Source organism: Arthrobacter sp. UYCu723, from assembly GCF_054059215.1.
Genome location: NZ_JBSSBW010000001.1, coordinates 257,942 through 280,707 on the forward strand (window position 1 = coordinate 257,942; position 22,766 = coordinate 280,707).

The 22,766-nt window shown below is 66.8% G+C and carries 21 protein-coding genes, 1 pseudogene and 2 riboswitches; of the genes and pseudogenes, 10 read left to right on the top strand and 12 right to left on the bottom strand.

What is annotated here, in order from left to right; genetic code table 11:
- Positions 1-65: 65 nt before the first annotated feature.
- Positions 66-716 (bottom strand): alpha/beta hydrolase, encoded by a 651-nt coding sequence (locus tag ACVWZ8_RS01220; RefSeq protein WP_426976673.1) that lies wholly within the window; start codon positions 714-716, stop codon positions 66-68.
- Positions 717-822: 106 nt separating this feature from the next.
- Between ACVWZ8_RS01220 and ACVWZ8_RS01225 the strand changes: the two genes are divergently transcribed.
- The 3 genes from ACVWZ8_RS01225 to ACVWZ8_RS01235 all read left to right on the top strand — a co-directional run bounded on the left by ACVWZ8_RS01225 (position 823) and on the right by ACVWZ8_RS01235 (position 3,451).
- Complete coding sequence (locus ACVWZ8_RS01225; protein ID WP_456503524.1) at positions 823-1,674, top strand: SGNH/GDSL hydrolase family protein; 852 nt, start codon at positions 823-825, stop codon at positions 1,672-1,674.
- 28 nt (positions 1,675-1,702) lie between these two features.
- The gene (locus ACVWZ8_RS01230; RefSeq protein ID WP_456503525.1) at positions 1,703-2,869 is read left to right on the top strand and encodes a winged helix DNA-binding domain-containing protein; all 1,167 of its coding nucleotides are present in this window, start codon (positions 1,703-1,705) and stop codon (positions 2,867-2,869) included.
- Between the two features lie 102 nt (positions 2,870-2,971).
- Complete coding sequence (locus ACVWZ8_RS01235; RefSeq protein WP_456503526.1) at positions 2,972-3,451, top strand: hypothetical protein; 480 nt, start codon at positions 2,972-2,974, stop codon at positions 3,449-3,451.
- A gap of 87 nt (positions 3,452-3,538) precedes the next feature.
- Here ACVWZ8_RS01235 and ACVWZ8_RS01240 read toward each other — a convergent pair whose 3' ends face one another.
- Positions 3,539-5,023 carry a CoA-acylating methylmalonate-semialdehyde dehydrogenase gene (locus ACVWZ8_RS01240; RefSeq protein ID WP_456505888.1) on the bottom strand — a complete coding sequence of 495 codons (1,485 nt, stop codon included), beginning with the start codon at positions 5,021-5,023 and terminating at the stop codon, positions 3,539-3,541.
- A 92-nt stretch (positions 5,024-5,115) separates the two neighbouring features.
- Entirely contained in the window at positions 5,116-6,018 is a 903-nt protein-coding gene (gene mmsB, locus ACVWZ8_RS01245) for a 3-hydroxyisobutyrate dehydrogenase (protein WP_456503527.1), read from the bottom strand.
- Between the two features lie 169 nt (positions 6,019-6,187).
- On the opposite strand from mmsB, the gene ACVWZ8_RS01250 reads away from it, so the two are divergent.
- The gene (locus ACVWZ8_RS01250; protein WP_456505889.1) at positions 6,188-7,087 is read left to right on the top strand and encodes a LysR family transcriptional regulator; all 900 of its coding nucleotides are present in this window, start codon (positions 6,188-6,190) and stop codon (positions 7,085-7,087) included.
- A 143-nt stretch (positions 7,088-7,230) separates the two neighbouring features.
- On the opposite strand, the gene ACVWZ8_RS01255 is transcribed toward ACVWZ8_RS01250, so the two are convergent.
- The 3 genes from ACVWZ8_RS01255 to ACVWZ8_RS01265 all read right to left on the bottom strand — a co-directional run bounded on the left by ACVWZ8_RS01255 (position 7,231) and on the right by ACVWZ8_RS01265 (position 11,624).
- A complete protein-coding gene (locus ACVWZ8_RS01255; RefSeq protein WP_456503528.1) occupies positions 7,231-8,613 on the bottom strand; it encodes an MFS transporter in 1,383 nt (460 codons plus the stop codon).
- Positions 8,614-8,830: 217 nt separating this feature from the next.
- A complete protein-coding gene (metX, locus tag ACVWZ8_RS01260) occupies positions 8,831-10,066 on the bottom strand; it encodes a homoserine O-acetyltransferase MetX (RefSeq protein WP_456503529.1) in 1,236 nt (411 codons plus the stop codon).
- An 11-nt stretch (positions 10,067-10,077) separates the two neighbouring features.
- Positions 10,078-10,193: riboswitch (SAM riboswitch) on the bottom strand.
- Positions 10,194-10,307: 114 nt separating this feature from the next.
- Positions 10,308-11,624, bottom strand: coding sequence for a bifunctional o-acetylhomoserine/o-acetylserine sulfhydrylase (locus ACVWZ8_RS01265; protein WP_426976666.1), 1,317 nt, complete (start codon positions 11,622-11,624; stop codon positions 10,308-10,310).
- Positions 11,625-11,688: 64 nt separating this feature from the next.
- Positions 11,689-11,804, bottom strand: a riboswitch (SAM riboswitch).
- Between the two features lie 202 nt (positions 11,805-12,006).
- Between ACVWZ8_RS01265 and ACVWZ8_RS01270 the strand changes: the two genes are divergently transcribed.
- A complete protein-coding gene (locus tag ACVWZ8_RS01270; RefSeq protein ID WP_426976665.1) occupies positions 12,007-12,645 on the top strand; it encodes a VOC family protein in 639 nt (212 codons plus the stop codon).
- Between the two features lie 127 nt (positions 12,646-12,772).
- Here ACVWZ8_RS01270 and ACVWZ8_RS01275 read toward each other — a convergent pair whose 3' ends face one another.
- A complete protein-coding gene (locus tag ACVWZ8_RS01275; RefSeq protein WP_456503530.1) occupies positions 12,773-13,606 on the bottom strand; it encodes a CPBP family intramembrane glutamic endopeptidase in 834 nt (277 codons plus the stop codon).
- An 88-nt stretch (positions 13,607-13,694) separates the two neighbouring features.
- Here ACVWZ8_RS01275 and ACVWZ8_RS01280 point away from each other — a divergent pair, with 88 nt between their 5' ends.
- Positions 13,695-14,375, top strand: a complete 681-nt coding sequence (locus ACVWZ8_RS01280; protein WP_456503531.1) for a histidine phosphatase family protein — start codon at positions 13,695-13,697, stop codon at positions 14,373-14,375.
- Between the two features lie 12 nt (positions 14,376-14,387).
- Here ACVWZ8_RS01280 and ACVWZ8_RS01285 read toward each other — a convergent pair whose 3' ends face one another.
- Positions 14,388-14,756, bottom strand: a complete 369-nt coding sequence (locus tag ACVWZ8_RS01285; protein ID WP_456503532.1) for a hypothetical protein — start codon at positions 14,754-14,756, stop codon at positions 14,388-14,390.
- A 624-nt stretch (positions 14,757-15,380) separates the two neighbouring features.
- On the opposite strand from ACVWZ8_RS01285, the gene ACVWZ8_RS01290 reads away from it, so the two are divergent.
- Positions 15,381-17,876, top strand: a complete 2,496-nt coding sequence (locus ACVWZ8_RS01290) for an ATP-dependent Clp protease ATP-binding subunit (protein ID WP_456503533.1) — start codon at positions 15,381-15,383, stop codon at positions 17,874-17,876.
- A gap of 104 nt (positions 17,877-17,980) precedes the next feature.
- Here the strand turns inward: ACVWZ8_RS01290 and ACVWZ8_RS01295 are convergent.
- A pseudogene (locus tag ACVWZ8_RS01295) lies at positions 17,981-18,187 on the bottom strand (Tn3 family transposase); the annotation flags it as partial.
- A 311-nt stretch (positions 18,188-18,498) separates the two neighbouring features.
- Between ACVWZ8_RS01295 and ACVWZ8_RS01300 the strand changes: the two are divergent.
- The 3 genes from ACVWZ8_RS01300 (at position 18,499) to ACVWZ8_RS01310 (ending at position 19,762) form a co-directional block, all read left to right on the top strand.
- Positions 18,499-18,978 (top strand): HAD-IC family P-type ATPase, encoded by a 480-nt coding sequence (locus tag ACVWZ8_RS01300; protein WP_456503534.1) that lies wholly within the window; start codon positions 18,499-18,501, stop codon positions 18,976-18,978.
- 118 nt (positions 18,979-19,096) lie between these two features.
- Positions 19,097-19,300 (top strand): thioredoxin family protein, encoded by a 204-nt coding sequence (locus ACVWZ8_RS01305; RefSeq protein WP_456503535.1) that lies wholly within the window; start codon positions 19,097-19,099, stop codon positions 19,298-19,300.
- Positions 19,301-19,513: 213 nt separating this feature from the next.
- Entirely contained in the window at positions 19,514-19,762 is a 249-nt protein-coding gene (locus ACVWZ8_RS01310; RefSeq protein ID WP_426976654.1) for a helix-turn-helix domain-containing protein, read from the top strand.
- Between the two features lie 242 nt (positions 19,763-20,004).
- Here the strand turns inward: ACVWZ8_RS01310 and ACVWZ8_RS01315 are convergent, their stop codons facing one another.
- The 3 genes from ACVWZ8_RS01315 to ACVWZ8_RS01325 form a co-directional block, all read right to left on the bottom strand.
- Complete coding sequence (locus tag ACVWZ8_RS01315) at positions 20,005-20,244, bottom strand: hypothetical protein (protein WP_426976653.1); 240 nt, start codon at positions 20,242-20,244, stop codon at positions 20,005-20,007.
- A 145-nt stretch (positions 20,245-20,389) separates the two neighbouring features.
- Entirely contained in the window at positions 20,390-21,184 is a 795-nt protein-coding gene (locus ACVWZ8_RS01320; RefSeq protein ID WP_456503536.1) for a cytochrome P450, read from the bottom strand.
- A gap of 148 nt (positions 21,185-21,332) precedes the next feature.
- Complete coding sequence (locus ACVWZ8_RS01325) at positions 21,333-22,730, bottom strand: phenylacetate--CoA ligase family protein (RefSeq protein ID WP_456503537.1); 1,398 nt, start codon at positions 22,728-22,730, stop codon at positions 21,333-21,335.
- Positions 22,731-22,766: the final 36 nt, after the last annotated feature.

The following is a 22,766-nucleotide window of genomic DNA, read 5'->3' on the forward strand; positions in this document are numbered from 1 at the left end:
GTAGCCGCCGCGGGCGTCCCGGCGCGCCTGGCTGGGCGCGCTCCTGCGGGTCGCCGTCGGGCGCGCTACCTGCTCAGCACCTCGTGCGTGAGGAACTCGGAGACATGGCCGACCTCCTGCTGGTTGATGCCGTGCCACATCCCCGTGTAGAGCACCTTGGTCAGCTTGACATGCTGGCGCACCCAGCCCATGGTGAACTCGATCTTGTCCGGAGTAATCACCGGATCCTGCTGGTCGCGGCCCCAGAACATCGGCACGGTTCCGTCGAGTTCGGCGTCCCGGAAGCTCGGGTCCGAGTCGGCGTTGACCGCAAAACCGGACAGCCCGACGACGGCGGCAAAGTCCGCGGGCCGCTGCCGCAGCAGCGTGGTGGCCATCGCCATGCCCATGGAGAATCCCAGCAGCGTCACCGAGGAGTGGTTGGCCTTGACGGAGTCGATCCAGTCCAGCACATACCCCGACGCCGCCTTGACAGCGTCGAGCGAATAGTCGATGGAGGCGGTCAGCGGGAACCAGGTGAAGCCGGGGCCGGTGACAAGGGGAGCCCGCACCGAGGCCACCGTGAATTCTCCGGGAAGCATGTCCGCAAGGCTCAGCAGGTCCTGCTCGTTGGCGCCGTAGCCGTGCAGCAGGACCAGGAGCGGCTTGCCGGCGCGCTCCTCCTCGGGCTTGGACCACAGGACAACGGGGGCAGGAAAGGCATCAGCTTGAGTCATGGGTCCATTCTTGCAGTTCGCTCCTCCCGTTACCTGCCGGTAACAAGCTACGGTGGCGTAGCTTTGCAGGAACAGTGCAGGATATGAACGGAGCGAATCCGAAGCCATGGAGAATCCACCAGAACGCGCCTTGAGCCACCCCTGGACCCGGTACGTGGCCATGGGCGATTCCTTCACGGAAGGCATCGGCGATCCCGAACCGGCAAGCCCCGGCGGCCACCGCGGCTGGGCGGACCGCGTGGCAGAGGAACTGAGCCGCGGCCACGAAGACTTTGCCTATGCCAACCTCGCCGTACGCGGCCGGCTCCTGCAGCAGATCGTTGACCAACAGCTGGCGCACTGCCTGTCCCTCAAACCGGACCTGGTGACCCTGTCTGCCGGCGGAAACGATCTGATCCGGCCCGGCGGCGACCCCGATGTGCTGGCTGAAAAGCTGGACTCGGTAGTGCAGATCCTGAGCCTGGGCGGGGCCACGGTGGTCCTGTTCAATGGCCCGGACACCGGCTCCTCCGTGCTGGGCCGGATCCGCAGCAAGGTGGCCATCTACAACGAGAACCTCCGCACCATCGCCGCCCGGCACGATGCCGTCATCGCGGACATGTGGTCATTGCGGCAATTGAACGATCCCCGGATGTGGGACGCGGACCGCCTGCATTTTTCCCCGCTGGGCCACCACACCATCGCCGCCATGGTGCTGGATTCCCTGAACGTCCAGCACACGCTGGAGCCGCTCTCCCCCAAGCCGCTGCCCCAACGCAGCTGGCGGGAGGCCCGCTCGGGCGATCTCGTGTGGGCCCGGGAGTACTTCGTGCCGTGGGTGGTCCGCCGGCTGCGGCACCGCTCCTCCGGCGACGGCATCACGGCCAAGCGCCCCCTGCCCGGTCCCGTTTTCGGCCCGGGGGTACCGCTGGGCTCCGGCGAAGGCCCGCCGGGCGCGGAAGAGCCAGCGCGGTCCTGAGCCGGCCCGGACAGCTCCGGCGGGACGGATGGACGCCGACGACGTCGTGAGGCTGCGGCTCCGCGGGCAGCAGCTGCGCGAACCTTTCGCCGCAACGGTCGATGAGGCGGTGAGGAACCTCCTGGCTGTCCAGTCGCAGGAGTTCCCTTACGCGCGCTGGACGCTGGCCCAGCGCACCGCGGGCGCCTCGGCTGCCGACGTGGAACAGGCGGTGTCTGACGGCACGATCCTTCGCACCCATATCCTGCGGCCCACCTGGCACTTCGTGCACCGCGACGATCTGCGCTGGCTCCTGGCGCTCTCCGCACCCCGGCTGCACCAAGGTAACTCCGGGATGTACCGCCGGTCCGGGATCGACTCCGCCGACGGCGCGCGGAGCAACTGCGTCCTGGCGGCGGCGGTGGCCGGCGGCGCCCACAAGACCCGGGAGCAACTCGCGGCCGCACTCCTCACAGCGGGGTTCGCCGACGGCGGCCTCGGGCTGGCCTACCGGATCATGTTCGCCGAAGCCAGCGGCGTGCTGGTCAGCGGGGCGCCGGTGCGCAGCGCCGGCGGAGCGCTGAGACAGACGTATGCCCTCTTTGACGAACGCGTGCCCGCTGCACGGGCCGGACTGATGGACCGACCGCTGGCCCTGGCCGAGCTGGTCCGCCGCTACTTCACCAGCCGCGGCCCGGCGACGGAAAAGGACTGCGCCGACTGGTCCGGGCTCACGGTGGCGGACATCCGGGCCGGGCTGCGGCTCGCCCGGGAAGCAGCCCCGGGGTCACTCGACCCGACAGTGATCGACGGCGTCGTCTTCTACGCCCGTCCGACGCCGGACGCCGGGGACGCCGGGGACGCCGGGGACGCCGGCGGCGGAGACTTCAGCGGGGCTGGCACGGGACAGGCTGGCACCCGACAGGCAGGGCGAATCGACCTGATCCAGTGCTACGACGAGTACGTCATGGGGTACTCGAGATCGCGCCATTTCCTGGGCGGCACCGCACCGTTCGCTCCCGTGGCCGGCCAGCCCATGCACCTCGTCCTGCGCGACGGCCGGCTCGCGGGGGTGTGGCGGCACAGCTTCGTCCGGGGCCGCTGCGAACTGGATATCCGTCTGCAGCCGGGCACCGGGGCCGACAGGGGGCAGTCGATCGAGGCGGCCGTGGCTGCCTACGCCGGCTTCCTCGGGATGCCGGCCGTCCGGCTCTAACCCCGGAGGCGATGGGGTTAAGCTGAAAGGACACCCTCTGAAAGGCGCGGTACCGTGAACAGTCTGTTCTTTTGGATCATCGTATTATCATTCCTGGTCCCGATGGCGATGCGCCTGTACAGGAAATCGGTGCGCGGCCGGAACCAGGACCAGTCCCGGCCCGGCGGATTTTCGGGACAGTTCGGCCAATTCCCCGGCGGGCAAAGCAAGCAACCTCGGGACGGCTACACACAGCAGGACTACTACGGCGGGTTCGGCCAGCTGGGCGCCCCGCGGCCGCCCGCGAACCAGCCGTACCCCGGTCAGCAGTTCCCGGGCCAGCAGGGCTACCAGGCGCCCGTCCCCTACGAGGACAGCCCCGAGTACCTGAACAATCCGCCGCAACCGCGGCCGGAACAGCAGGGTTCCGGACGGCAGGATAGCGCGCAGCAGCAGCCGTCGGGCCCTTCGGTTCCGCCGCCGCCGTCGGCCCCGCAGGGCTTCCGGGCGCGGAAGCTGGCGGAACTGGACCAGCGCTACAGCAACGGTGAGCTCGCTATGGAGGATTACATGGCCCAGCGTGCGGAGATCATGAAGGGCTAGCCCCACGCCCTGCCAGGCACGTACGAAGAGAGGCCCCGCCGCTGCGGGGCCTCTCTTCGTACGTGCACCGGCGCCGGGCCGGCTGTGTCAGTCGACCTGCGGGAAACCGAGGTCGATCACCGAGGTGGACGGGTCCGGCCAGCGGGTGGTGACCACCTTGCCGCGGGTGTAGAAGCGGATGCTCTCGGGGCCGTACATGTGGGTGTCGCCGAAGAGCGAGCTCTTCCAGCCGCCGAAGGAGAAAGTTCCCACCGGCACCGGGATGGGCACGTTGACGCCCACCATGCCGGCCTCGACGTCGAACTCGAACTGCCGGGCGGCGCCGCCGTCGCGGGTGAAGATCGCCACACCGTTGCCGAACTCGTTGTCGTTGACGAGCTTAACCGCATCGGCGTACGTCTCGACCCGGACCACCGAGAGCACGGGGCCGAAGATCTCGTCGTCGTAGACCTTCATGCCGGGCTTGACGTTGTCGATCAGGCTGACGCCGATGAAGAAGCCCTTGGAGTCGAACTCCTGCGTGCGTCCGTCCACCACCACGGTGGCTCCTTCGTTGGCCGCGCCGGCCACGTAGGAGGCCACCTTGTCGCGGTGCTCGGCCGAGATGAGCGGTCCCATCTGCGAGGCAGGGTCCGTGCCGGGGCCGATCTTGAGCGTGGCCATCCGGGTGGTGATCGCGTCCACCAGCTCATCGGCGATGTTCCCGACGGCCACCAGCACGCTGACCGCCATGCAACGCTCCCCGGCGGAACCGTAGGCGGCGGAGATGGCGGCGTCGGCGGCCATGCTCAGGTCCGCGTCGGGCAGGACCACCATGTGGTTCTTGGCGCCGCCCAGGGCCTGCACGCGCTTGCCGTGGTCCGCGGCACGCTTGTAGATGGACTGCGCGATCGGCGTCGAGCCGACAAAGCTGACGGCCTTGACGTCCGGGTGTTCCAGCAGGACGTCCACGGCCTCCTTGTCGCCGTGGACCACGTTCAGCACGCCAGCCGGCAGGCCGGCCTCGGCGAAGACCTGGGCGATGAAGATGGCGGAGGACGGGTCCTTCTCGCTCGGCTTGAGCAGCACGGTGTTGCCGCAGGCCAGGGCGCTGCCGATCATCCACAGCGGCACCATGGCGGGGAAATTGAACGGCGTGATGCAGGCAACGACGCCGACCGGCTGGCGCACCGAGTGGACGTCGACGCCGCCGGACACCTGTTCGGAGCGCTCGCCCTTGAGCATGTGGGACAGCCCGGTGGCGAATTCGATGTTCTCCAGGCCGCGGGTGATTTCGCCTTCGGCGTCGGAGAGAACCTTGCCATGTTCGCTGGTCAGCAGGGCCGCCAGCTCGGGACGGCGCTGCATCAGCAGTTCACGGACCTTGAAGAAGATGGTGGTGCGCTTGGCCAGGCTCGTGGCGCGCCAGTCCGGCAAGGCCGCGCGGGCAGCCTGGACGGCCTCCTCGACGCGGGCGGCGGACGCCAGAGCGACCTCTTTTTCCTGTTCGCCGGTGGCCGGGTTGAAGACGGGGCCGAAGCGGTCTGCGTCGGAAATGAGGGCGCCGTTGATGAAGTGCGGAATGCGTTCCATGGGGTGGGTCTCTTTCGTGTGGTGCGGGTTCGAAGCGTGCAGCTTGGTGCAGCGCAGCTTGGTGAAGTGCAGCTTGGTGCAGTGCAGCATGGCTAGTTGGCGGACTCGAGGGAGCCGTCGACGAGCTTGATGATCATTGAGCAGTCCTTGCCGGACTGGCCGGAATCGACGAGCCGCTGGAAGAGCTGCTGCACGTGCTCGCCGATTTCCAGCGGGGTGCCGGTGTCGCGCGCGGCGCTGATGGCGAGGCCGATGTCCTTGTTGGCCAGCTCGGTGGTGAAGGTGGGCGCGAAGTCGTTGTTGGAGGCCGCGGTGGGGACGACGCCGGCCACCGGGTACCAGGTCCGCAGGGCCCAGCTGTCGCCGGAGGACACGGAGGCGATGTCCCAGAACACCTGCTTGTCCAGGCCGAGCCGCTCGGCCAGCACGGCACCCTCGGCCGTCGAGGCCAGGTTGATGAAGAGCATCAGGTTGTTGCAGATCTTCGCGGCCTGGCCGGTGGTGGCGCCGCCGGTCGGGATGATGTTCGCCGCCATCGGTTGGATGTATTCGGTGGCCTCGGCCACGGCGCCGGCCTCGCCGCCGATCATGAAGGTCAGGGTTGCGGCCTTCGCGCCGCTCATCCCGCCGGAGACCGGGGCGTCGACGAAGCGGAAGCCGGCGGCGGCCGCGGCGTCGTGCAGGGCCTGGGAGGAGGCGATGTCGATGGTGGAGGAGTCCACGAGCAGTGTGCGGGTAGCCGCATGGGCCAGGACGCCGTCCTCGCCGAGGTAGACGGCGCGGGCGTGCTCGCCCTTGGGGAGCATCGTAAAGACGACGTCGGCGCCGTCGACGGCCTCGGCAATGCTGCCGGCGGGCTTGACGCCGCCGGCTTCGGCGGCGGCCACTGCCTCGGCGTTGAGGTCGAAGCCGCGGACGTCGTGCCCGGCTTTGGCCAGGTTCACCGACATGGACCCGCCCATGTTCCCCAGTCCGATCCAAGCGATTACTGCCATGGCATAAGCTCCTTTGCTTTGTGCTGCGTGCTTTGTGCTGCGTGGTCCGGCCTCGACGCCGGATGTTCCGTGTCCAGCATCACATCCTGTTACAGTGCAATCAAGGTAAAAAACTACAGATGGCATGTGCATGGATGCACATGGACGTGGGAGGAAGGTCATTGTGGACTTGAGACGGCTTCCGAGCCCGGATGACCTGCTGATCCTGTTGACCGTGGCCCGGCTGGGCCGGTTCAATGCGGTCGCCGAGACGCTGGGCACCACCCACACCACCATCTCGCGCCGGATCCTCGCATTGGACAAGCAGCTGGGCGGGCGCACCCTGGAACGGAGCCCACACGGCTGGGAGCTGACGGAACTCGGCAGCCAGGCGGTCGCCGCGGCCGAGGCTATCGAGGGCACCCTCGGCGCGCTGTCCAGCCGCATCACCCGGACCGGGGACCTGCTCTCCGGCCTGGTCCGGATCGCGACGCCGGACGGCTTCGGCGTCGGCTTCGTCGCACCGGCGCTCGTGCGGCTGCAGCAGGAACATCCGACGCTCAACGTGGAAATGCTCAGCGCCACGCGCAAGGTCAGCCAGAACCGCTCCGGGGTGGACCTCGAAGTGGTGGTGGGGAACCTGGACGTCAGCAACGCCCAGACCATCTTCCTCAGCAACTACTTCCTCCGGCTGTATGCGAGCCCGCAGTATGCGCAGGAGCGTGGCCTGCCCCTCACGCTCGACGACGTGAGGCAGCACGGCTTTGTCTCCTACGTGGAATCGGCACTGCAGGTCGCCGAACTCGGCCACCGCTCCACCCAGCTTCCCGTGCCCCGGTCCAGCTTCCAGGCCACCAGCATCTTCGCCCAGCTCGAGGCCGTGCGCCGGGGCGGCGGGATCGGGCTGCTGCCCAATTTCCTGGTGGTCGGGAATCCCGACTTCCTGCCGGTGCTGCCGGACGACTTCCAGCGGCAACTCCCCATCTGGGCCGTGGCGCGCTCGGAATCGCTGCGCTCGGCCCCCGTGCAGGCCGTGCTCGAAGCGATCCGCACCGAGGTCGCCGGCCGCCAGGACGTTCTGGCAGGCTGAGGCGTTCTGGCAGGCTGAGGCGTCCTCGCCAGCTGAGCACAGCACGCACAGAACAACAGCCTCTGTCCCCGCAGTGCGGGGACAGGGGCTGTTGGTTGAGCCTGCTTTTTGCCTGTTACTCCTTGCCTGTTACTTTTTGCCTGTTACTTTTTGCCTGCGGCAAGCAGGTCGGCCGTGCCCTGGGCGTCGGCGGCGTCGACGTCGTGCAGCGAGATGCCGCGGGTTTCCTTCAGGAAGAAGACCGCGACTGCCGTGATGGCGCAGGCGATCAGCAGGTAGATGGCCACCGGGGTGGAGGAGCCGAAGGCGCTCAGCAGCGCGACGGCGATGATCGGGGCCAGCGAGCCGGCGACGATCGACGTGACCTGGTAGCCCAGCGAGACACCGGAGTAGCGCATCCGGGTCGGGAACATCTCGGCCATGATGGCTGGCTGGCCGGCGTACATCAGCGAGTGGAACAGCAGGCCGATGGTGATCGCGGCGAGGATGACGAGGTCGTTCCCGGTGTCCATCATCGGGAAGGCGAAGAAGCCCCAGGTCGCACCGAGGACAGCGCCGGCCATATAGACGGGCTTGCGGCCGAACTGGTCCGAAAGCTTGCCGACCATCGGTACGGCACAAAAGTGCACGAAGTGCGCAACGAGCAACAGCAGCAGGATCCGCGAAGTGTCCGTGTGGACGACCGTCTTGAGGTAGGTGATGGAGAACGTGACCACGAGGTAGTACAGGATGTTCTCCGCGAAACGCAGTCCCATGGCGGTGAAGACGCCCCGCGGGTAGCGGCGGAAAACCTCGGCGACACCGAACCCCTTGTGGCCGGCCTCGACCTCTTTGCGGGCTTCCAGGAAGATGGGGGCATCACTGACCCTGGTACGGATGTAGTAGCCGATGACGACGATCACGGCGGAGAGCCAGAACGCTATCCGCCAGCCCCAGCCGAGGAAGTCAGCGGAGGACAGGGTGGAGGACAGGGTGAACAGCACACCGGTGGCGAGCAAGTTGCCCATCGGAACCGCCGACTGCGGCCAGCTGGCCCAGAAGCCGCGGGACTTGCTGGGGCTGTGCTCGGCAACCAGCAGGACGGCGCCGCCCCATTCACCACCGACGGCGAAGCCCTGAACGAAGCGCAGGAAGACCAGCAGGGCCGGGGCCCAGTAGCCGATCTGTGCAAAGCCCGGCAGGCAGCCCATCGCGAAGGTGGAGGCACCGACCAGGATGATGCTGAGCTGGAGGAGCTGCTTGCGGCCGAACTTGTCGCCGAAGTGGCCGAAGACGATCCCGCCGATGGGGCGGGCAATGAAGCCGACCGCGTAGGTGAGGAAAGCGGCGAGGATGCCGTCCAGTTCGGTCCCCGAGTTGGGGAAGAACATCTTGCCGAAGACCAGGGTGGCGGCGGACGCGTAGAGGAAGAACTCGTACCACTCCACCACGGTGCCGGCCATGGAGGCGGCAACGACCTTCTTCAGGCCGGACGTTTTGACGTCGGGCTCTTCTGCGCGCCTCGCGGCCGCGTTTTCCGTACTCATCGTGACTCCTTCGGTGTCTCCGTCGACACCCTATGGACCATTGGGCAGAGGACGCCTGTGATTTGTGACACGCGGCATCATTCCCAATGAGTATGGTCGCTCCCGGCCCCGGCCTCAACGGCCATTAGTGCAGAGCGCATCTGCAAAAATGCACAATCGGCGGCCGTTTCGGCCGAGGCGATGGCGGTTTAAGGCCATTGACGGGCGGCGGGCAGGGTCAGCTGAAGAAACCTTCCCTGAGCTGGCCGCTGAGCTGCCCGATCTCGGTCAGGAAGCCGTCGTGGCCGATCGGCGCCTCGATCAGCTGCACCTCCACCTCGCCGGGCAGCGCCTCGGCGAGCACCCGGGACTGCGCCGGGAAATACAACCGGTCCGAGTCCACGGCCGCCACCAGGAACTCGGCCGTGGCCGGCGCCAGGGCCTCCTCGAGCGCCCCGCGGCCGCGGCTGATGTCGTGGCTCATGAGGGCCTCGGTGATGGCGATGTAGCTGTTCGCGTCGAAGCGCCGGACCAGCTTGTTGCCCTGGTGGTCGAGGTAGCTCTCCACCTGGTAGCGGCCGCGGCCCGCCAGGGAGCCGGCTTCCAGCGGAGCCTCGGACGCCTGGGGATTCCGGCCGAAGCGTCCGTCCAGTTCGGCGGCGGAGCGGTACGTGATGTGCGCGATCCGGCGCGCCAGGGCCAGGCCCGCTTCCGGTCCCGGGCCGCCGTAGTAGTCCCCGCCCTTGAAACTCGGATCCTGGCGGATGGCGAGCGTCTGGGCCTGGGCAAAGGCGATCTGCTCAGCAGTGCTGCTGGCCCCGATGGAAATCACGGCACAGCGCCGGACCCGCTCCGGGAAGGTCACGGCCCACTCGAGGGCGCGCGCCCCGCCGAGGGATCCGCCGAGCACGGCGTACCAGCTGCGGATGCCCAGGGCGTCGGCCAGCCGGGCTTCGGCGGCGGTGGTGTCCCGCAGGGTGACCAGCGGAAAGCGGGAGCCCCAGGGCCGGCCATCAGGAGCCGGCGTCGAGGGCCCGGTGGAGCCGTAGCAGCCACCGAGGATGTTGATGGAGACAACAAAGAACCTGTCGGTGTCCACGGGGGCGCCGGGCCCGGCGAGCTGCTCCCACCAGCCGGGCTCCTCGCCGGCACCGCGGGTGACGTGGGTGTCCCCGGTGAGGGCATGCTCGATCAGCACCGCATTGGAGCGGTCCGCGTTGAGGGTCCCCCACGTTTCATAGGCGAGGGTGACATCGGGCAGCCGGGCGCCGGATTCGAGTTCCAGGCCGCCGATCCGGAGGTACCGGACGGTCCCGTCGGGCACGGTATCGGGCACTGCGCCGGGCACTGTTTCGGGCAGTGTTTCGGGCACTGCGCCAGGCACTGTTTCGGGCACCGCGACGACCGGGCCGGTGGCTGGCATATGGGCGGTTTTGCTTCCGGGTACACCCGTGCGGGTGACGGCAATCGTCATGTGAGGACCTAACTTCGCGCTTGCCCGCCGTCGGCAGACCGGCAGGCCAGGTCTTCACCCGGGGCACCCCGCCGCAAAAGGAGGGTTGCCGGCCAGCAAGCCGGGGCTGTCACTGGCACTCATGACCTGCCACTAGCTTACGAAACGAGGCGCCGTTGTGGCGAAGATTATGACGGCTATGTGACTCGAGGCCGTGGTTCCCGGCACCCCTGCGCGGCAGGGGTGCCGGGAACCGGCGGACTCAGACGCCCTTGGCCGCGCGGAAGCCGGCGTCGAGGTCCGCGATGATGTCGTCAATGTGTTCCAGACCCACCGAAAGCCGTACGAGTCCAGGATTGACGCCGGCAATTGTCTGCTGTTCCGGCGACAGCTGGCTGTGGGTGGTCGACGCCGGGTGGATGACCAGCGAGCGCACGTCGCCGATGTTCGCGACGTGCGAGTGCAGTTCGAGGGCGTCGACGAAGCGCTTGCCGGCCTCCGCTCCCCCGGCGATGTTGAACGCCACGACGGCGCCCGTCCCCTTGGGGCCGTACTTGCGGCCGCGCTCGTACCAGGGGCTGGACGGCAGCCCCGCATAGGCGACCGATTCGACGTCGTCCCTGGCCTCGAGCCATTCGGCCACCTTGGTGGCGTTGGCGACGTGGCGCTCGACGCGCAGGCTCAGGGTCTCGATCCCCTGGGCGATGAGGAAGGCGTTGAACGGCGACACGGCGGAGCCGAGGTCGCGCAGGAGCTGGACGCGGGCCTTGAGGATGTAGGAGAGATTCGCGCCGAGGGCGCCGTCCTTGCCGAGGTCCCGGGCGTAGACGAGTCCGTTATACGTGGGGTCCGGCGTGTTGAAGCCGGGGAACCGCTCCGGGTCCTTCCCGAAGTCGAAGTTGCCGGAGTCCACGATCACGCCGGCGATTGCGGCGCCGTGGCCGCCGAGGTACTTGGTGGCGGAGTGCACCACGATGTCAGCGCCCCACTCGATCGGCCGGATCAGGTACGGCGTGGAGAGGGTGTTGTCCACGATCAGCGGGACACCGGCCTCGTGGGCTACCTTCGAGACGCCCTCGATGTCCAGGACGTCCTGGCGGGGGTTGGAGACCACTTCGCCGAAGAACAGCTTGGTGTTGGGCCGGACGGCGTCGCGCCACTGCTCCAGGTTGTCCGGATCCTCCACGAAGGTCACGGAGATGCCGAACTTCTTCAGCGTGTGGGCCAGCAGGTTGTAGGTTCCGCCGTACAGGCTGGGGCTGGCCACCACATGGTCGCCGGCCTCGGCGACGTTCAGGATCGCGAAGGTCTCCGCGGCCTGGCCGGAGCTCAGCAGCAGGGCCGCGAGGCCGCCCTCAAGGCTGGCCACCCGCTGTTCCACGGCATCCTGGGTGGGATTGCCGATCCGGGTGTAGATGGGGGCGAGTTCGGCAAGCGCGAAGCGGTTGGCGGCGCTTTCGGCGCTGGGGAACACGAACGACGTCGTCTGGTAGATGGGCAGGGAACGCGCGCCGGTGGCGCTGTCCGGTTCCTGGCCGGCGTGGATCTGGCGGGTTTCGAAGGACCAGGCATTGGACATCGGAATACTCCTCAAGGACCGGGCACAGCCCACCCCACAGGCCATCGGCCCGGGGGCGGTGCAGGCGCCGCGCTTGCCCTCCGGCGGGCGCCGGACGGCCAGGTCTTCACCCGGGGCACCCCACCGCGATACGAGGGTTGCCGGCCAGCAAGCCGGGGCTATCCGCTGGCACTCATGACCTGGCTTCAGTGTAGGAACGCTCCCCGGGCCTTGGATAGCTTTGTGACAAAGATGAAGCCCGCCCTCCGGCACCCCGGGTCCGCGGGCGGAGTCCTGCCGTGACGGGCGCAACGATGGCGCCCGCACCACCACAGAATGACATCCCATCTCGCTTAGGATGCCCTAAGCTGAGAGCTCCATCACAAAGTGCCAAGATGATGGCATGCGCATGGATCACGTTTCTTACGCCTGTGAACGAGATGGTTTGGCAGCCACCACCGACCGTATTGCGTCTGCCCTCGGCGTCGAAGCCGTAAAGGGCGGAGTACACCCCCGTTTCGGGACCCGCAACATGATTATCCCGCTCGCGGGACACAAGTACCTGGAAGTCGTCGAGGTCCTGAACCACCCGGCTTCGGACAAGGCTCCCTTCGGCCAAGCCGTACGCGCCCGCTCCGAAGCGGGCGGCGGCTGGATGGGCTGGTGCGTCGAGGTTGACGACCTGGCACCGTTCGAAGAGCGGCTCGGCCGCGCTGCCGTCAACGGCAACCGGAAGTTCCCCGACGGCCGCGAGCTGGTCTGGAAGCAGATCGGCATCCTGGGACTCATCGCCGACCCCCAGGTCCCGTACATGCTCAAGTGGGAGGGCGATCCGGAGCTGCACCCCTCCAACGCCTACCCGAGCGACGTCAAGATGACGTCCCTGACCATCGCCGGCTCGGCAGACCGCGTCACGGAATGGCTGGGTGAACAGGTGGAGAAGCCGCTGGAAGATGTCGCCGTCAACTGGCTTGCCCCGCATGGCACGCCCGGCATCCTCTCCGTCACCTTCGAAACCGCTTCCGGAGCCGTCACCATCTGAGGCCTTCACTGCCCTAACACTTCGGCCGCCATCAGCGGGTGCCAATGACGTCACCCATTGATGGCGGCCGAGATCGTTTAACGGCCGGCCTGGCGCGCCGGCCGCGGGCGCCTCAGCCCGGGCCGGCTCAGCCCAGACCGATGGCCTTGCCGAAGAGGCTGAACCCGACGAACGCCACGATGTCCAGCAGCGCGTGGGCAATGACGAGCGGCATCACCCGGCGGGTCCGGGTGTAAATCAGCGCGAAGATCACTCCCATGACCGCATTGCCGATGAACGGCCCGAAGCCCTGGTACAGGTGGTAGCTGCCGCGCAGCATGGAGCTGGCAAAGATTGCCACGGGCATGCTCCAGCCGAACTTGCCCAGCCGGTCCAGCAGGTAGCCCACCACAATGACCTCCTCCACGATCCCGTGCCGGACCGCGGAGAGGATCAGCACCGGCACCGTCCACCAGTAGGAGTCCAGCGCACTGGGGATGATCGCCGTCGTGATCCCCAGCGCCCGGCCTCCGGCGTACAGGCCCAGCGAGGGAATCCCGATCAGCGCGGCCAGGCCCAGCCCCTGCAGCAGGTCCTTGCCGGGCCGGGCGAAATTGAAGCCCAGCTTGCCGAAGGCGGTGGCGCCGTGGCTGCTGCTTCCGGGCAGGCTGCTGCTTCCGGACAGGCTGCTGCTTCCGGAAAGGCTGCTGCCTCCGGGCAGGCCGGCCCGGTGCTCGGTCAGGAAGTAGATCACCAGGGCCACCGGCACCAGCGCGAAGATGATGTCCAGCAGCTGGTAGGTGAGGTCGAAGTACTCGCGGCTGCTTTGCGAGCGGTTCAGCGTGGAGGTCCCCTGCGCCAGCGGCGCCCTGGTTATCTTGTCCAGCAGCTGCACCACTGAATACACGGCCGACTGCCCCAGTGACAGGCCCAGGACAATCAACACTTCTATCCGCAGCCGACGGCGGGAGGGAACCAACATGTTCCTATCTTGCCTGCAGTTGCTGGCAGTTGCCTGCTTCCGGGCTCTGGCGGATCCGCCGGGCAGCAGAGCCCTATGCTTGGGATTTATGAGTGCGCCCGGGAAAATCATCATGATCCGGCACGGCCAGTCTGCCGCCAACGCCGACACCTCCATTTACAACCGGGTGCCGGACTACCGGATTCCGCTGACGGGGCTGGGCCTCGAGCAGGCCCGGGCCGCCGGCGAGCAGGTCCGGCGCCTGCTCGATGGCCGCCAGGTCTGCGTCTATGTATCCCCGTATCTACGGGCGTACCAGACCCTCGAGGCGCTGAACCTGGGTCCGCTGACGGAACGGGTCATCGAGGAGCCGCGGCTGCGCGAGCAGGACTGGGCGAACTTCCAGATCGCCGGCGAAATCGAGGACCAGAAGGAGCTCCGGAACGCCTACGGCCACTTCTTCTACCGTTTCCGGGAGGGCGAGTCCGGCTCCGATGTGTACGACAGGATCTCCTCGTTCATGGAGACGCTGTACCGGCACTGGTCCAAGCCGAGTTATGCCCCGAACGCCCTGTTTGTGACACACGGGCTCACGATGCGGCTGTTCTGCATGCGCTGGTTCCATTGGTCCGTGGAGTACTTCGAGTCCTTGAACAACCCGGACAACGCCGAGGTCCGGACGCTACTGCGGACCGACCGCGGCAAGTATGAACTGGACAAGCCCTTCAGCCAGTGGGTGGACCGGCGCGTGGACGAGACCGTCCTGGACGCCCCGCCGATGTTCTTCTGACCGGTGGCATCTTCACGTGAAGATGTCGGCCACGTACCTGCCGTGGGTGCGTTCCACCTCATCCATCCACGCATCGGCGTCCGCCGCCGAGGCCCCGGTCGCCTCCCGGTAGATGAGCGCACATGTGTCGCGGACCTCCGGCGCCATGTGCTTGCCGTCGCCGCAGACGTAGACCGTGGCGCCCTGTTTGACCAGCTCGACCACATCGGCCCGGTCCGCCCAGAGCCGGTGCTGGACGTACTTCCGGCCATCGTCGGGAGCAGTGGAAAAGACCGGCCGGACCTGGGGGCAGCGTTCAGGAATCTTGCCGGAGTTCTTCGACGGCCACCGGCGCTGTCTCGGGGGTCGAGGACCACTGCGCGGAAAAGTAGCGCTAAGCATCAAAATGACCAAGTTGGAGCGGCTTTCCCTTCCTCTGTCGTGACCGGTGGAAAGCTTGCCTCATGGATCCGGCGATGCAGAATCCCCGCTCCGCGCATGACGGATTCCGCGCCCCTTCCGGTAGTGGAAAGTTGGCGGCGGCCCAGTGACGAGCCCGTCTGCTCCATGGAGCGCTTCGAGAAGCCTCATCAGCATTCTGTGGCCGCAGCCGGTCAGCGTATTCGTAGATCCGGCCAGCTCACCGATTGGGAAATGCCAGGGTTTCTCACCGGATTGCCCTGCATCCGTCGGCGTGTGAGATGCACACGGAATTGATGACCTCATCGAGGCTGCCGCAACCCTGATCGTCGGCGTCAGCCGGAACAACCATCTCGGCCTGGGCTCAACCGCCATCCGTCATTAACCGGTCCGATTGGGTGCGGGAATTGAATCGGCATCCAACGGCAGGAGGTGTCATGGCGGCGGAGTCCACTCGCCGTGGCACGCCGGATAGCGGTGCGAAAACCTGCCACTTACCCGGACGTCGGATGAATCCGGCTCTCTAATATTTTGCCTCCCGCGAACGCCCCAAGTGGGCCTGCGGCGACGTAGCATCAAGGAGGGGGTAGCCGGGAGTGTGGCGAAATGTTTGAGCGATTTACGGACCGTGCCCGTCGCGTGGTTGTGCTTGCCCAGGAAGAGGCACGCATGCTGAACCACGGTTACATCGGTACCGAACACATCCTCTTGGGACTGATCCATGAGGGTGAAGGTGTTGCCGCCAAGGCTCTTGAGTCCCTTGGCATTTCGCTCGAGGGCGTGCGTGAGCAGGTGCAGGAGATCATCGGCCCGGGCCAGCAGTCCCCGTCCGGCCATATCCCCTTTACTCCGCGCGCCAAGAAGGTGCTGGAGCTTTCGCTGCGCGAGGCCCTGCAGCTGGGACACAACTACATCGGAACCGAGCACATCCTGCTCGGCCTCATCCGCGAGGGTGAAGGTGTTGCCGCCCAGGTGCTGGTCAAGCTCGGTGCGGATCCGAGCCGGGTCCGCCAGCAGGTCATCCAGCTCATCTCGGGTTACCAGGGCAAGGAAAGCACCGGCGTTGGCCCGAGCCAGGACCAGGCTGAAGCGACTCCCTCCGGTTCCGTGGTCCTGGACCAGTTCGGCCGCAACCTGACCCAGGCTGCGCGCGAGAACAAGCTTGACCCCGTGATCGGGCGCGAGCAGGAAATGGAACGCGTCATGCAGGTCCTGTCCCGCCGCACCAAGAACAACCCTGTCCTGATCGGTGAACCGGGCGTCGGCAAGACCGCCGTCGTCGAAGGCCTCGCCCAGGCGATTGTCCGCGGCGATGTCCCGGAGACTCTCAAGGACAAGCAGCTGTACACCCTGGACCTGGGCTCCGTGGTGGCAGGCTCCCGCTACCGCGGTGACTTCGAAGAGCGGCTGAAGAAGGTCCTCAAGGAGATCCGCACCCGCGGCGACATTCTGTTGTTCATTGACGAGATCCACACCCTGGTGGGTGCCGGTGCGGCCGAGGGTGCCATCGATGCGGCGTCGATCCTGAAGCCATTGCTGGCCCGCGGCGAGCTCCAGACCATCGGTGCGACGACGCTGGATGACTACCGCAAGCACATCGAGAAGGATGCCGCCCTGGAACGCCGCTTCCAGCCGATCCAGGTCAAGGAACCCTCTGTCGCCGACGCGATCGAGATCCTCAAGGGCCTCCGCGACCGGTACGAGGCACACCACCGGGTCACCATCACCGACGGCGCGCTGGTCGCCGCGGCGACCCTCTCGGAGCGTTACATCTCGGACCGGTTCCTGCCGGACAAGGCGATCGACCTGATCGATGAGGCCGGCGCCCGGCTGCGCATCCGCCGGATGACGGCCCCGCCGGAGCTTAAGGCTATTGCCGAAAGAATCATTGCCGTCAGGAAGGCCAAAGACGCCGCGATCGACGCCTCCGACTACGAGGGTGCCGCGTCACTGCGCGATGAGGAGCAGAAGCTCGCCGCCGAGCGTAAGGAGAAGGAACGCCAGTGGAAGAACGGCGGCATGGACGACATCTCCGAAGTCGATGAGGACCTCATCGCCGAGGTGCTGGCGAATGCCACCGGCATTCCGGTGTTCAAGCTGACCGAGGAAGAGTCCTCGCGCCTGCTGAAGATGGAAGAGGAGCTGCATCAGCGTGTGGTGGGCCAGGATGAGGCGATTAAGTCGGTTTCGCGGGCTATCCGCCGGACCCGTGCGGGTCTGAAGGATCCGAAGCGTCCGGGCGGTTCGTTCATCTTCGCCGGTCCCACCGGCGTCGGCAAGACCGAGCTCGCCAAGGCGCTTGCCGAGTTCCTGTTCGGCGAGGAAGACGCCCTGATCACCCTGGACATGTCCGAGTACTCGGAGAAGCACACGGTCTCGCGGCTCTTCGGTGCCCCTCCGGGCTACGTGGGCTACGACGAGGGCGGACAGCTGACCGAGAAGGTCCGGCGTCGTCCGTTCTCCGTGGTGCTCTTCGACGAGGTGGAGAAGGCACACGCCGATCTCTTCAACTCGCTGCTGCAGATCCTGGAAGACGGCCGCCTGACCGACAGCCATGGCCGGGTGGTGGACTTCAAGAACACCGTGATCATCATGACCACCAACCTCGGCACCCGGGACATCTCCAAGAGCGTTGCCACCGGCTTCCAGTCCGGCACGGACACGCAGACCGGCTACAACCGGATGCGCGCCCGTGTCACGGAGGAGCTCAAGCAGCACTTCCGCCCCGAGTTCCTGAACCGTGTTGACGACGTCATTGTCTTCCCGCAGCTGACCCAGGACGAGATCATCGAGATCGTGAACCTGATGATCGGCCGGCTGGAGAAGCGCCTGGCGGACAAGGACATGGGCATCGAGCTCACCCCCGCGGCCAAGGTGCTCCTGGCAACCCGCGGCTACGATCCGGCGATGGGTGCCCGGCCGCTGCGCCGCACCATCCAGCGTGAGATCGAGGACCAGCTCTCCGAGAAGATCCTCTTCGGCGAGCTGCACGCCGGCGACGTCGTGGTGGTGGATGTGGACGGCGAAGGCGACGACGCCAAGTTCACCTTCGCCGGCAACGCCAAGCCGCGCATCCCGGACGCCCTGCCGCTCCCGGGTTGAGGACGAAGCGGCGGCGCCCGCGTCGAAGGGGGACCTGCAGCCGCACCTCGCAGCTGCCGGGAAGGCGAAGTAGGGGTGGCTTGTGAAAAAGTGAAATATCCGAGCTAAGGTCTTGCCGGGCGTCGTAGTTGCCTGTATTTGCCGGGTTTGATGTGGTTGGTGCGTGGCCAGGTGTAGTCGCCGGTGAGGTTGATGTGTTCCCATCCCAGGCGTGAGAGGAACCGCAGGATGTCCGGGTTCGTGGTGTCGCCGTTGCTGTTCAGGGTGGTTATGGTGCGGTCAAGGTAGACCGTCTTCCAGAGAATAATGGCTCCACGGCGCTGCCCAGACCCGGGAGACTGCAACCACCGTGCCGTCATCCGAGCTGCCGAAGAGGGAATGTGAAGGGCAACGCCCCGTCCGGGTCGTGGAACACCTTTGACACCTCCGCCGTCACGTCCTCCACTACCAGCCACTCCTCATTGAGCACCAATGTTCTACCGGTCGGTCGGTGCGCCCTGACACCCCTCGCTAACCGCCCCCTCAGGCCTTGAACATCCCTGTCCGGAGGACCGCCGCCTGCCCGCTAGCCCGGTTCCCCGGTGGCGCACTCCGGTGTGCTCAGGGTACGCCTGCCCGCCGGGTGGCGGAACAAACCGGGATTACCCGGGTTCGGGCCGGGATACTGCCGGAAGGCAAAGCCGCGATCATCCGCGAGCTGCAGGCCGACGGCACCAGGGTCGCCATGGTCGGTGACGGCATCAACGACGCACCGGCCCTGATGCAGGCCGACGTCGGCATCGCCGCGGGGGGCGGCACCGACATTGCCGTGGAGTCCGCGGACATCGTGCTCCTGCGCGAGGATGTGACAGCAGACATGGAAGCCCGCGACATCAGCGACCGCGCCTACCGGCGGACCCGCACGAACGTGGCCCTGGCCTTTGTCTTCAACGGCATCGGCGTCCCGCTGGCCGCCACCGGGCTGGTCTACCCGGTCTGGGCGATGGCAGCCATGGCCGCCTCCGTCACGGCGATCTTCCTCAACTCCATCGGCACCCGCCCCGCACCGCTCGTCGACGCGATCCGCAGCGTCAAAGCCCGGGGCAGGACCGGGAACGAATAAGGAACAACACCTTCCCGCTGATCGACGAAACCGGACTGGTCCACGCTCTTTTCCGTCCGGGCCTGGACCTGCTCGACTTCTGGCAGGAATCCTGCGCCCCCTGCGGGGCGCTCGAGCCATGCCTCGAACACTTCACCGAAACCTCCCTGCTGCCTTCGATGAGTACCGCGTCGACGTCGGCACCCAGCCCCGGCTCACCGCCCGCTACAACGTCATGAGCATCCCCACGGTCATCGTCTTGTGCAACGGAGAAGAAACCGGACGCCTCGACGGGACCAGCGGCGACACCGACCTGGAACAGATCGTCACACCGCCCCCCTGAGCCGGCCGGGCGGGGACCGGAACACAACAGGAACGGGCCGGGACATCGCCATCCCTTGCACCGCACCGGCCAGCTTCCCGCCAAGTGCGCCCGGCCACGTTGATTCGACACCTACTTTTGGAGGCGCCATGCGCTTTCGGCCCCACGATAACCAGCCCGCCCGCGGTCAGCGGCCCCCGGCCCACCACAGCGAGGGAAGCGTCTTCCACTGGGATGCCGCGCCTGCTGTTGGGCGCCCCTGACCACAGCCGCGTTCCTGATCTTCGCCCGGGCCTTCATGATCGCACCCGCGCAGGCACTCACGGACGCAAACGAATCATGACCGACAGCAAAATCACCTCGGCGAAGAAACTCCTCGCTGATGGGACCCCACCCCGTGACGTCGCCCGCGGCCTTGGTATTTCCGTGCCCACCCTCTACCGCTGGATCCGAGCCCACACCCGCTGCCGTGGTATTTTTTAACGTTCCGTGAGCTGGTCCCCACAGCGACGCCGGACAGAACACTCACGTCGGATTTTCCACTACTTCACAAGCCACCCCTATTAAGTGGATGGATCACGCTTTGAGCTCCTGGCCTGCGGGGCTAAAACGTTTCCTATCCCTCCGTCACCGCCAAGCGAGGCGCTTCCTTCGTTGAAATGACTGTGAAGGAAGCGCCTTCGTCGTTGACTTGTCGTGGGCAATACCCTGAGGTGTTTTTCGTTTCAGTGCAGGTCATACTCCCGGTAGGCATGCCCGTCGAGGGCGTGGATGACAATGTGGGCCGAGTGCGTTCCGGCTTCCTCGTGTGCGGCCGTTACTGCCTGCTGCACGGTGTGGAAGTGCTCATGTTTGGCTGTCCGAAACCTGTGCAGGTCCCACTTCTTTTCGTCCTCGCCTTCAATTGGCATCACGTGGAAGACATACGGCTTCATTTCTTTTTGCTCACTCGGTGGTGTGGACATGACTTTCTCCTAGCGGTTGTTCCGTCACTATTGGATAGGCTCCGCCACATGGTCACACAACGGGCCGCAGCGCGCCCATGTCTAGCCCACTCCTGTATTTATGTGAAAACAAGGGCAAAATGAACCTGGAAACCGCAGTTGTATCTCACGGCTTGCGTGGACGCGGGGTGTTGACCGGTGTGAGGCGCAGCCGCTCTCCGAATGCCGCGGTGCGCGGCTCACCCGGGGTGTGGGCTAGGGTCGCTCCGATCTGGTCGTGCCAGTGCATGAGTGCCCGGGGGCGTCGAGGGCGACGGCTCAGACGAGTCGTGGTCCGTTGGGGGTGCCGTCTGCGCAGCATGATCTTGTTCTGGACCGGGAGCCTGCGTGACCGATCACCGGATTCGACCAGGGCACGGACCATGGCCCCGACGAAGGGATGCAGCTCCTCCCGGTAGAGGCTGTTGAAACGGTAGCTGAACGAGCACAGGGCGATGGTGTCCAGCGTCAGCCGGGTGGTGTTGTCCGGAACGTCGATCCGGACGGTGGGGCCGAGCCTCTCCCACTTGAGGAGCAGCTGCTCGGCGATGTCGTCCATACCGCTAAACATCCGTTTCAGCGCAGCAGGCCCGAACGCCGGCATCAGGATCCGGTGCGCCTTTTGCCAGTTGGGTTCCTGTGTCTCTGCGGTGAACAGGCCGTCGCCGATGAAATCCCGCACCTCCCGCAGGGCATTGCCCAGCACCTTGCCGAAACGGGATTCGTCGCATACTTCGTTGACGAGCTGCTGAGAGGAGACGGCGACGACGCTGCGGTTGAAGAACTGGATACGGACGATGGGGCCGTACCGCTCGGCCACCTCAACTATTCCCAGGACGCCCTTGCTGGAGTCGATATCGGGCAGGTTGCCGACCACCGGCTTCGGCGGAGGCTGGGGTATGGGGATGGTGGGCGAAGTCATGACCACTCCTAGGCGATTGCCAAGCGGCGCTGGACCGCTAATTGCTGCCTGGCCGGACGGCACTGTCCGGCTTGGATCCACGATACTCCCGTCTGATCCCGGGCACTATGAATCCGGTGACGTCGCGGAGAAGCCTCCCGGATGACCGCTAGTTGGGCCGGGGCCGCGCGATGACCTGGCGGAACTTCCCGCTCCGAGCGCTCTGTTCCGGGGGTTCCGCAGCGCGGACGATGCGTACGTTGGACAGGCCCTGCCCGGCCAGGTAGCTGGCCAGCGCCGCCTCGACCGTGCGCCACACCGCGCCCGCATCGACCCCGGGCTCGGTGTCAAGGCGCAGCCGGATCGCCGCCGGCCCGCTCTGGAGGAGCTGGGAGCGGCGCACTCCGGGCGTGTCCTCGACGGCGGCGGTGATGGCGAGCGGAAGGATGCTCACCGGGCGCCCCTCCGCCGAGTCGAGTCGCAACACGTCGTCGCGCCGGCCGCTGACCCGGATGGCGGGCAGGGGGCTGCCGCATTCGCATGGATCAGCCCTGGCCAGTACGGAATCGCCGAGGTCGTAGCGGATCAACGGCTGCACCCGGTTGGCGAGGTTGGTCAGGAGCACAGTGTGGGACGGTTCTCCCGGCGGCGTGGGCCGGTAGCCGGCGTCGACCGGTTCCAGGATGACCCAGTCGCTGTTCACGTGCAGCCAGCCGCGGGCACAGTCCAAGGCAATGGGGGTGAACTCCGAGGCGGCGTACACGTTGTGGACCGCGCCGCCCAGCGCCGCGGCAAGGTGCGCCCGGGTGTCCTCGCCGGTGGCTTCGCCGCTGTGCCCCACAACCGCGGGCCTGACGTGGAGCCGCCCGGCCGCATGTTCCTCAGCCAGGAGCTCGAGCGCGCTCGGGTAGCCGACGAGGATTGCCGGATCGAAGTCGTTGAGTCCGGCGACCAGCCGGGCGAGCGGCTGCTGCACCGAAAACACGCGGTTCGCGTGCCGGCGCCCCCGGCTGCGGCGCCGCTCGGACTCGATCCAGGCCACACCGGCGAAGTGACCGCCGGTGCCCACCACCACGGCTGCGCGGAATTTCTTCTGAAGCAGGGCGAGCAACCGGCCGACGGTCCCCGTGGTGACCGACGCACGGGCGATCCGGACGCCGTGGGCCCGGTACACGGCGACAGCGCCGGCGTCGTGCACGAACAGCCCGGGATGTCCCGTGGTCCCGGAGCTCGTGCAGACGAAGTACTTCCCGCGGTAGCGGCTGCCGATCAAGTCGGGATCGGCGACGAACGCCTCGACGCCCGCCCGCGTGACGCCGGAGTCACTGACCCAGTGGTCGAAGCGCTCCATGAGCTGAGGCTTCGTCACCGGCGGCAGGTCCCCCAGCAGGACGGTGCCGGCCGGCTGCCCGCGGTAGAGCTCGCGGTAGAACGGCGAGCTGGTCCGGGCCTGGGCCACGAGGGCGGCGAGCCGCTGCTCCTGGCGCCGGGCAAGTCCGGGCACACCCTCGCGCTGGGCACGCAGCAGATCCACCATGACGCGCAGCTGGCTCTCCTGCCAAGCCATGCGGTCCTCCTGGATTTCAAGGGGCGGAGTCGACTG

Coding starts and splice junctions, on each gene's coding strand:
- ACVWZ8_RS01220 (WP_426976673.1), bottom strand. CDS start 716: ATGACTCAAGCTGATGCCTTTCCTGCCCCCGTTGTCCTGTGGTCCAAG.
- ACVWZ8_RS01225 (WP_456503524.1), top strand. CDS start 823: ATGGAGAATCCACCAGAACGCGCCTTGAGCCACCCCTGGACCCGGTAC.
- ACVWZ8_RS01230 (WP_456503525.1), top strand. CDS start 1,703: ATGGACGCCGACGACGTCGTGAGGCTGCGGCTCCGCGGGCAGCAGCTG.
- ACVWZ8_RS01235 (WP_456503526.1), top strand. CDS start 2,972: ATGGCGATGCGCCTGTACAGGAAATCGGTGCGCGGCCGGAACCAGGAC.
- ACVWZ8_RS01240 (WP_456505888.1), bottom strand. CDS start 5,023: ATGGAACGCATTCCGCACTTCATCAACGGCGCCCTCATTTCCGACGCA.
- mmsB (WP_456503527.1), bottom strand. CDS start 6,018: ATGGCAGTAATCGCTTGGATCGGACTGGGGAACATGGGCGGGTCCATG.
- ACVWZ8_RS01255 (WP_456503528.1), bottom strand. CDS start 8,613: ATGAGTACGGAAAACGCGGCCGCGAGGCGCGCAGAAGAGCCCGACGTC.
- metX (WP_456503529.1), bottom strand. CDS start 10,066: ATGACGATTGCCGTCACCCGCACGGGTGTACCCGGAAGCAAAACCGCC.
- ACVWZ8_RS01265 (WP_426976666.1), bottom strand. CDS start 11,624: ATGTCCAATGCCTGGTCCTTCGAAACCCGCCAGATCCACGCCGGCCAG.
- ACVWZ8_RS01270 (WP_426976665.1), top strand. CDS start 12,007: ATGCGCATGGATCACGTTTCTTACGCCTGTGAACGAGATGGTTTGGCA.
- ACVWZ8_RS01275 (WP_456503530.1), bottom strand. CDS start 13,606: ATGTTGGTTCCCTCCCGCCGTCGGCTGCGGATAGAAGTGTTGATTGTC.
- ACVWZ8_RS01280 (WP_456503531.1), top strand. CDS start 13,695: ATGAGTGCGCCCGGGAAAATCATCATGATCCGGCACGGCCAGTCTGCC.
- ACVWZ8_RS01285 (WP_456503532.1), bottom strand. CDS start 14,756: ATGCTTAGCGCTACTTTTCCGCGCAGTGGTCCTCGACCCCCGAGACAG.
- ACVWZ8_RS01290 (WP_456503533.1), top strand. CDS start 15,381: ATGTTTGAGCGATTTACGGACCGTGCCCGTCGCGTGGTTGTGCTTGCC.
- ACVWZ8_RS01305 (WP_456503535.1), top strand. CDS start 19,097: ATGCCTCGAACACTTCACCGAAACCTCCCTGCTGCCTTCGATGAGTAC.
- ACVWZ8_RS01310 (WP_426976654.1), top strand. CDS start 19,514: ATGCCGCGCCTGCTGTTGGGCGCCCCTGACCACAGCCGCGTTCCTGAT.
- ACVWZ8_RS01315 (WP_426976653.1), bottom strand. CDS start 20,244: ATGTCCACACCACCGAGTGAGCAAAAAGAAATGAAGCCGTATGTCTTC.
- ACVWZ8_RS01320 (WP_456503536.1), bottom strand. CDS start 21,184: ATGACTTCGCCCACCATCCCCATACCCCAGCCTCCGCCGAAGCCGGTG.
- ACVWZ8_RS01325 (WP_456503537.1), bottom strand. CDS start 22,730: ATGGCTTGGCAGGAGAGCCAGCTGCGCGTCATGGTGGATCTGCTGCGT.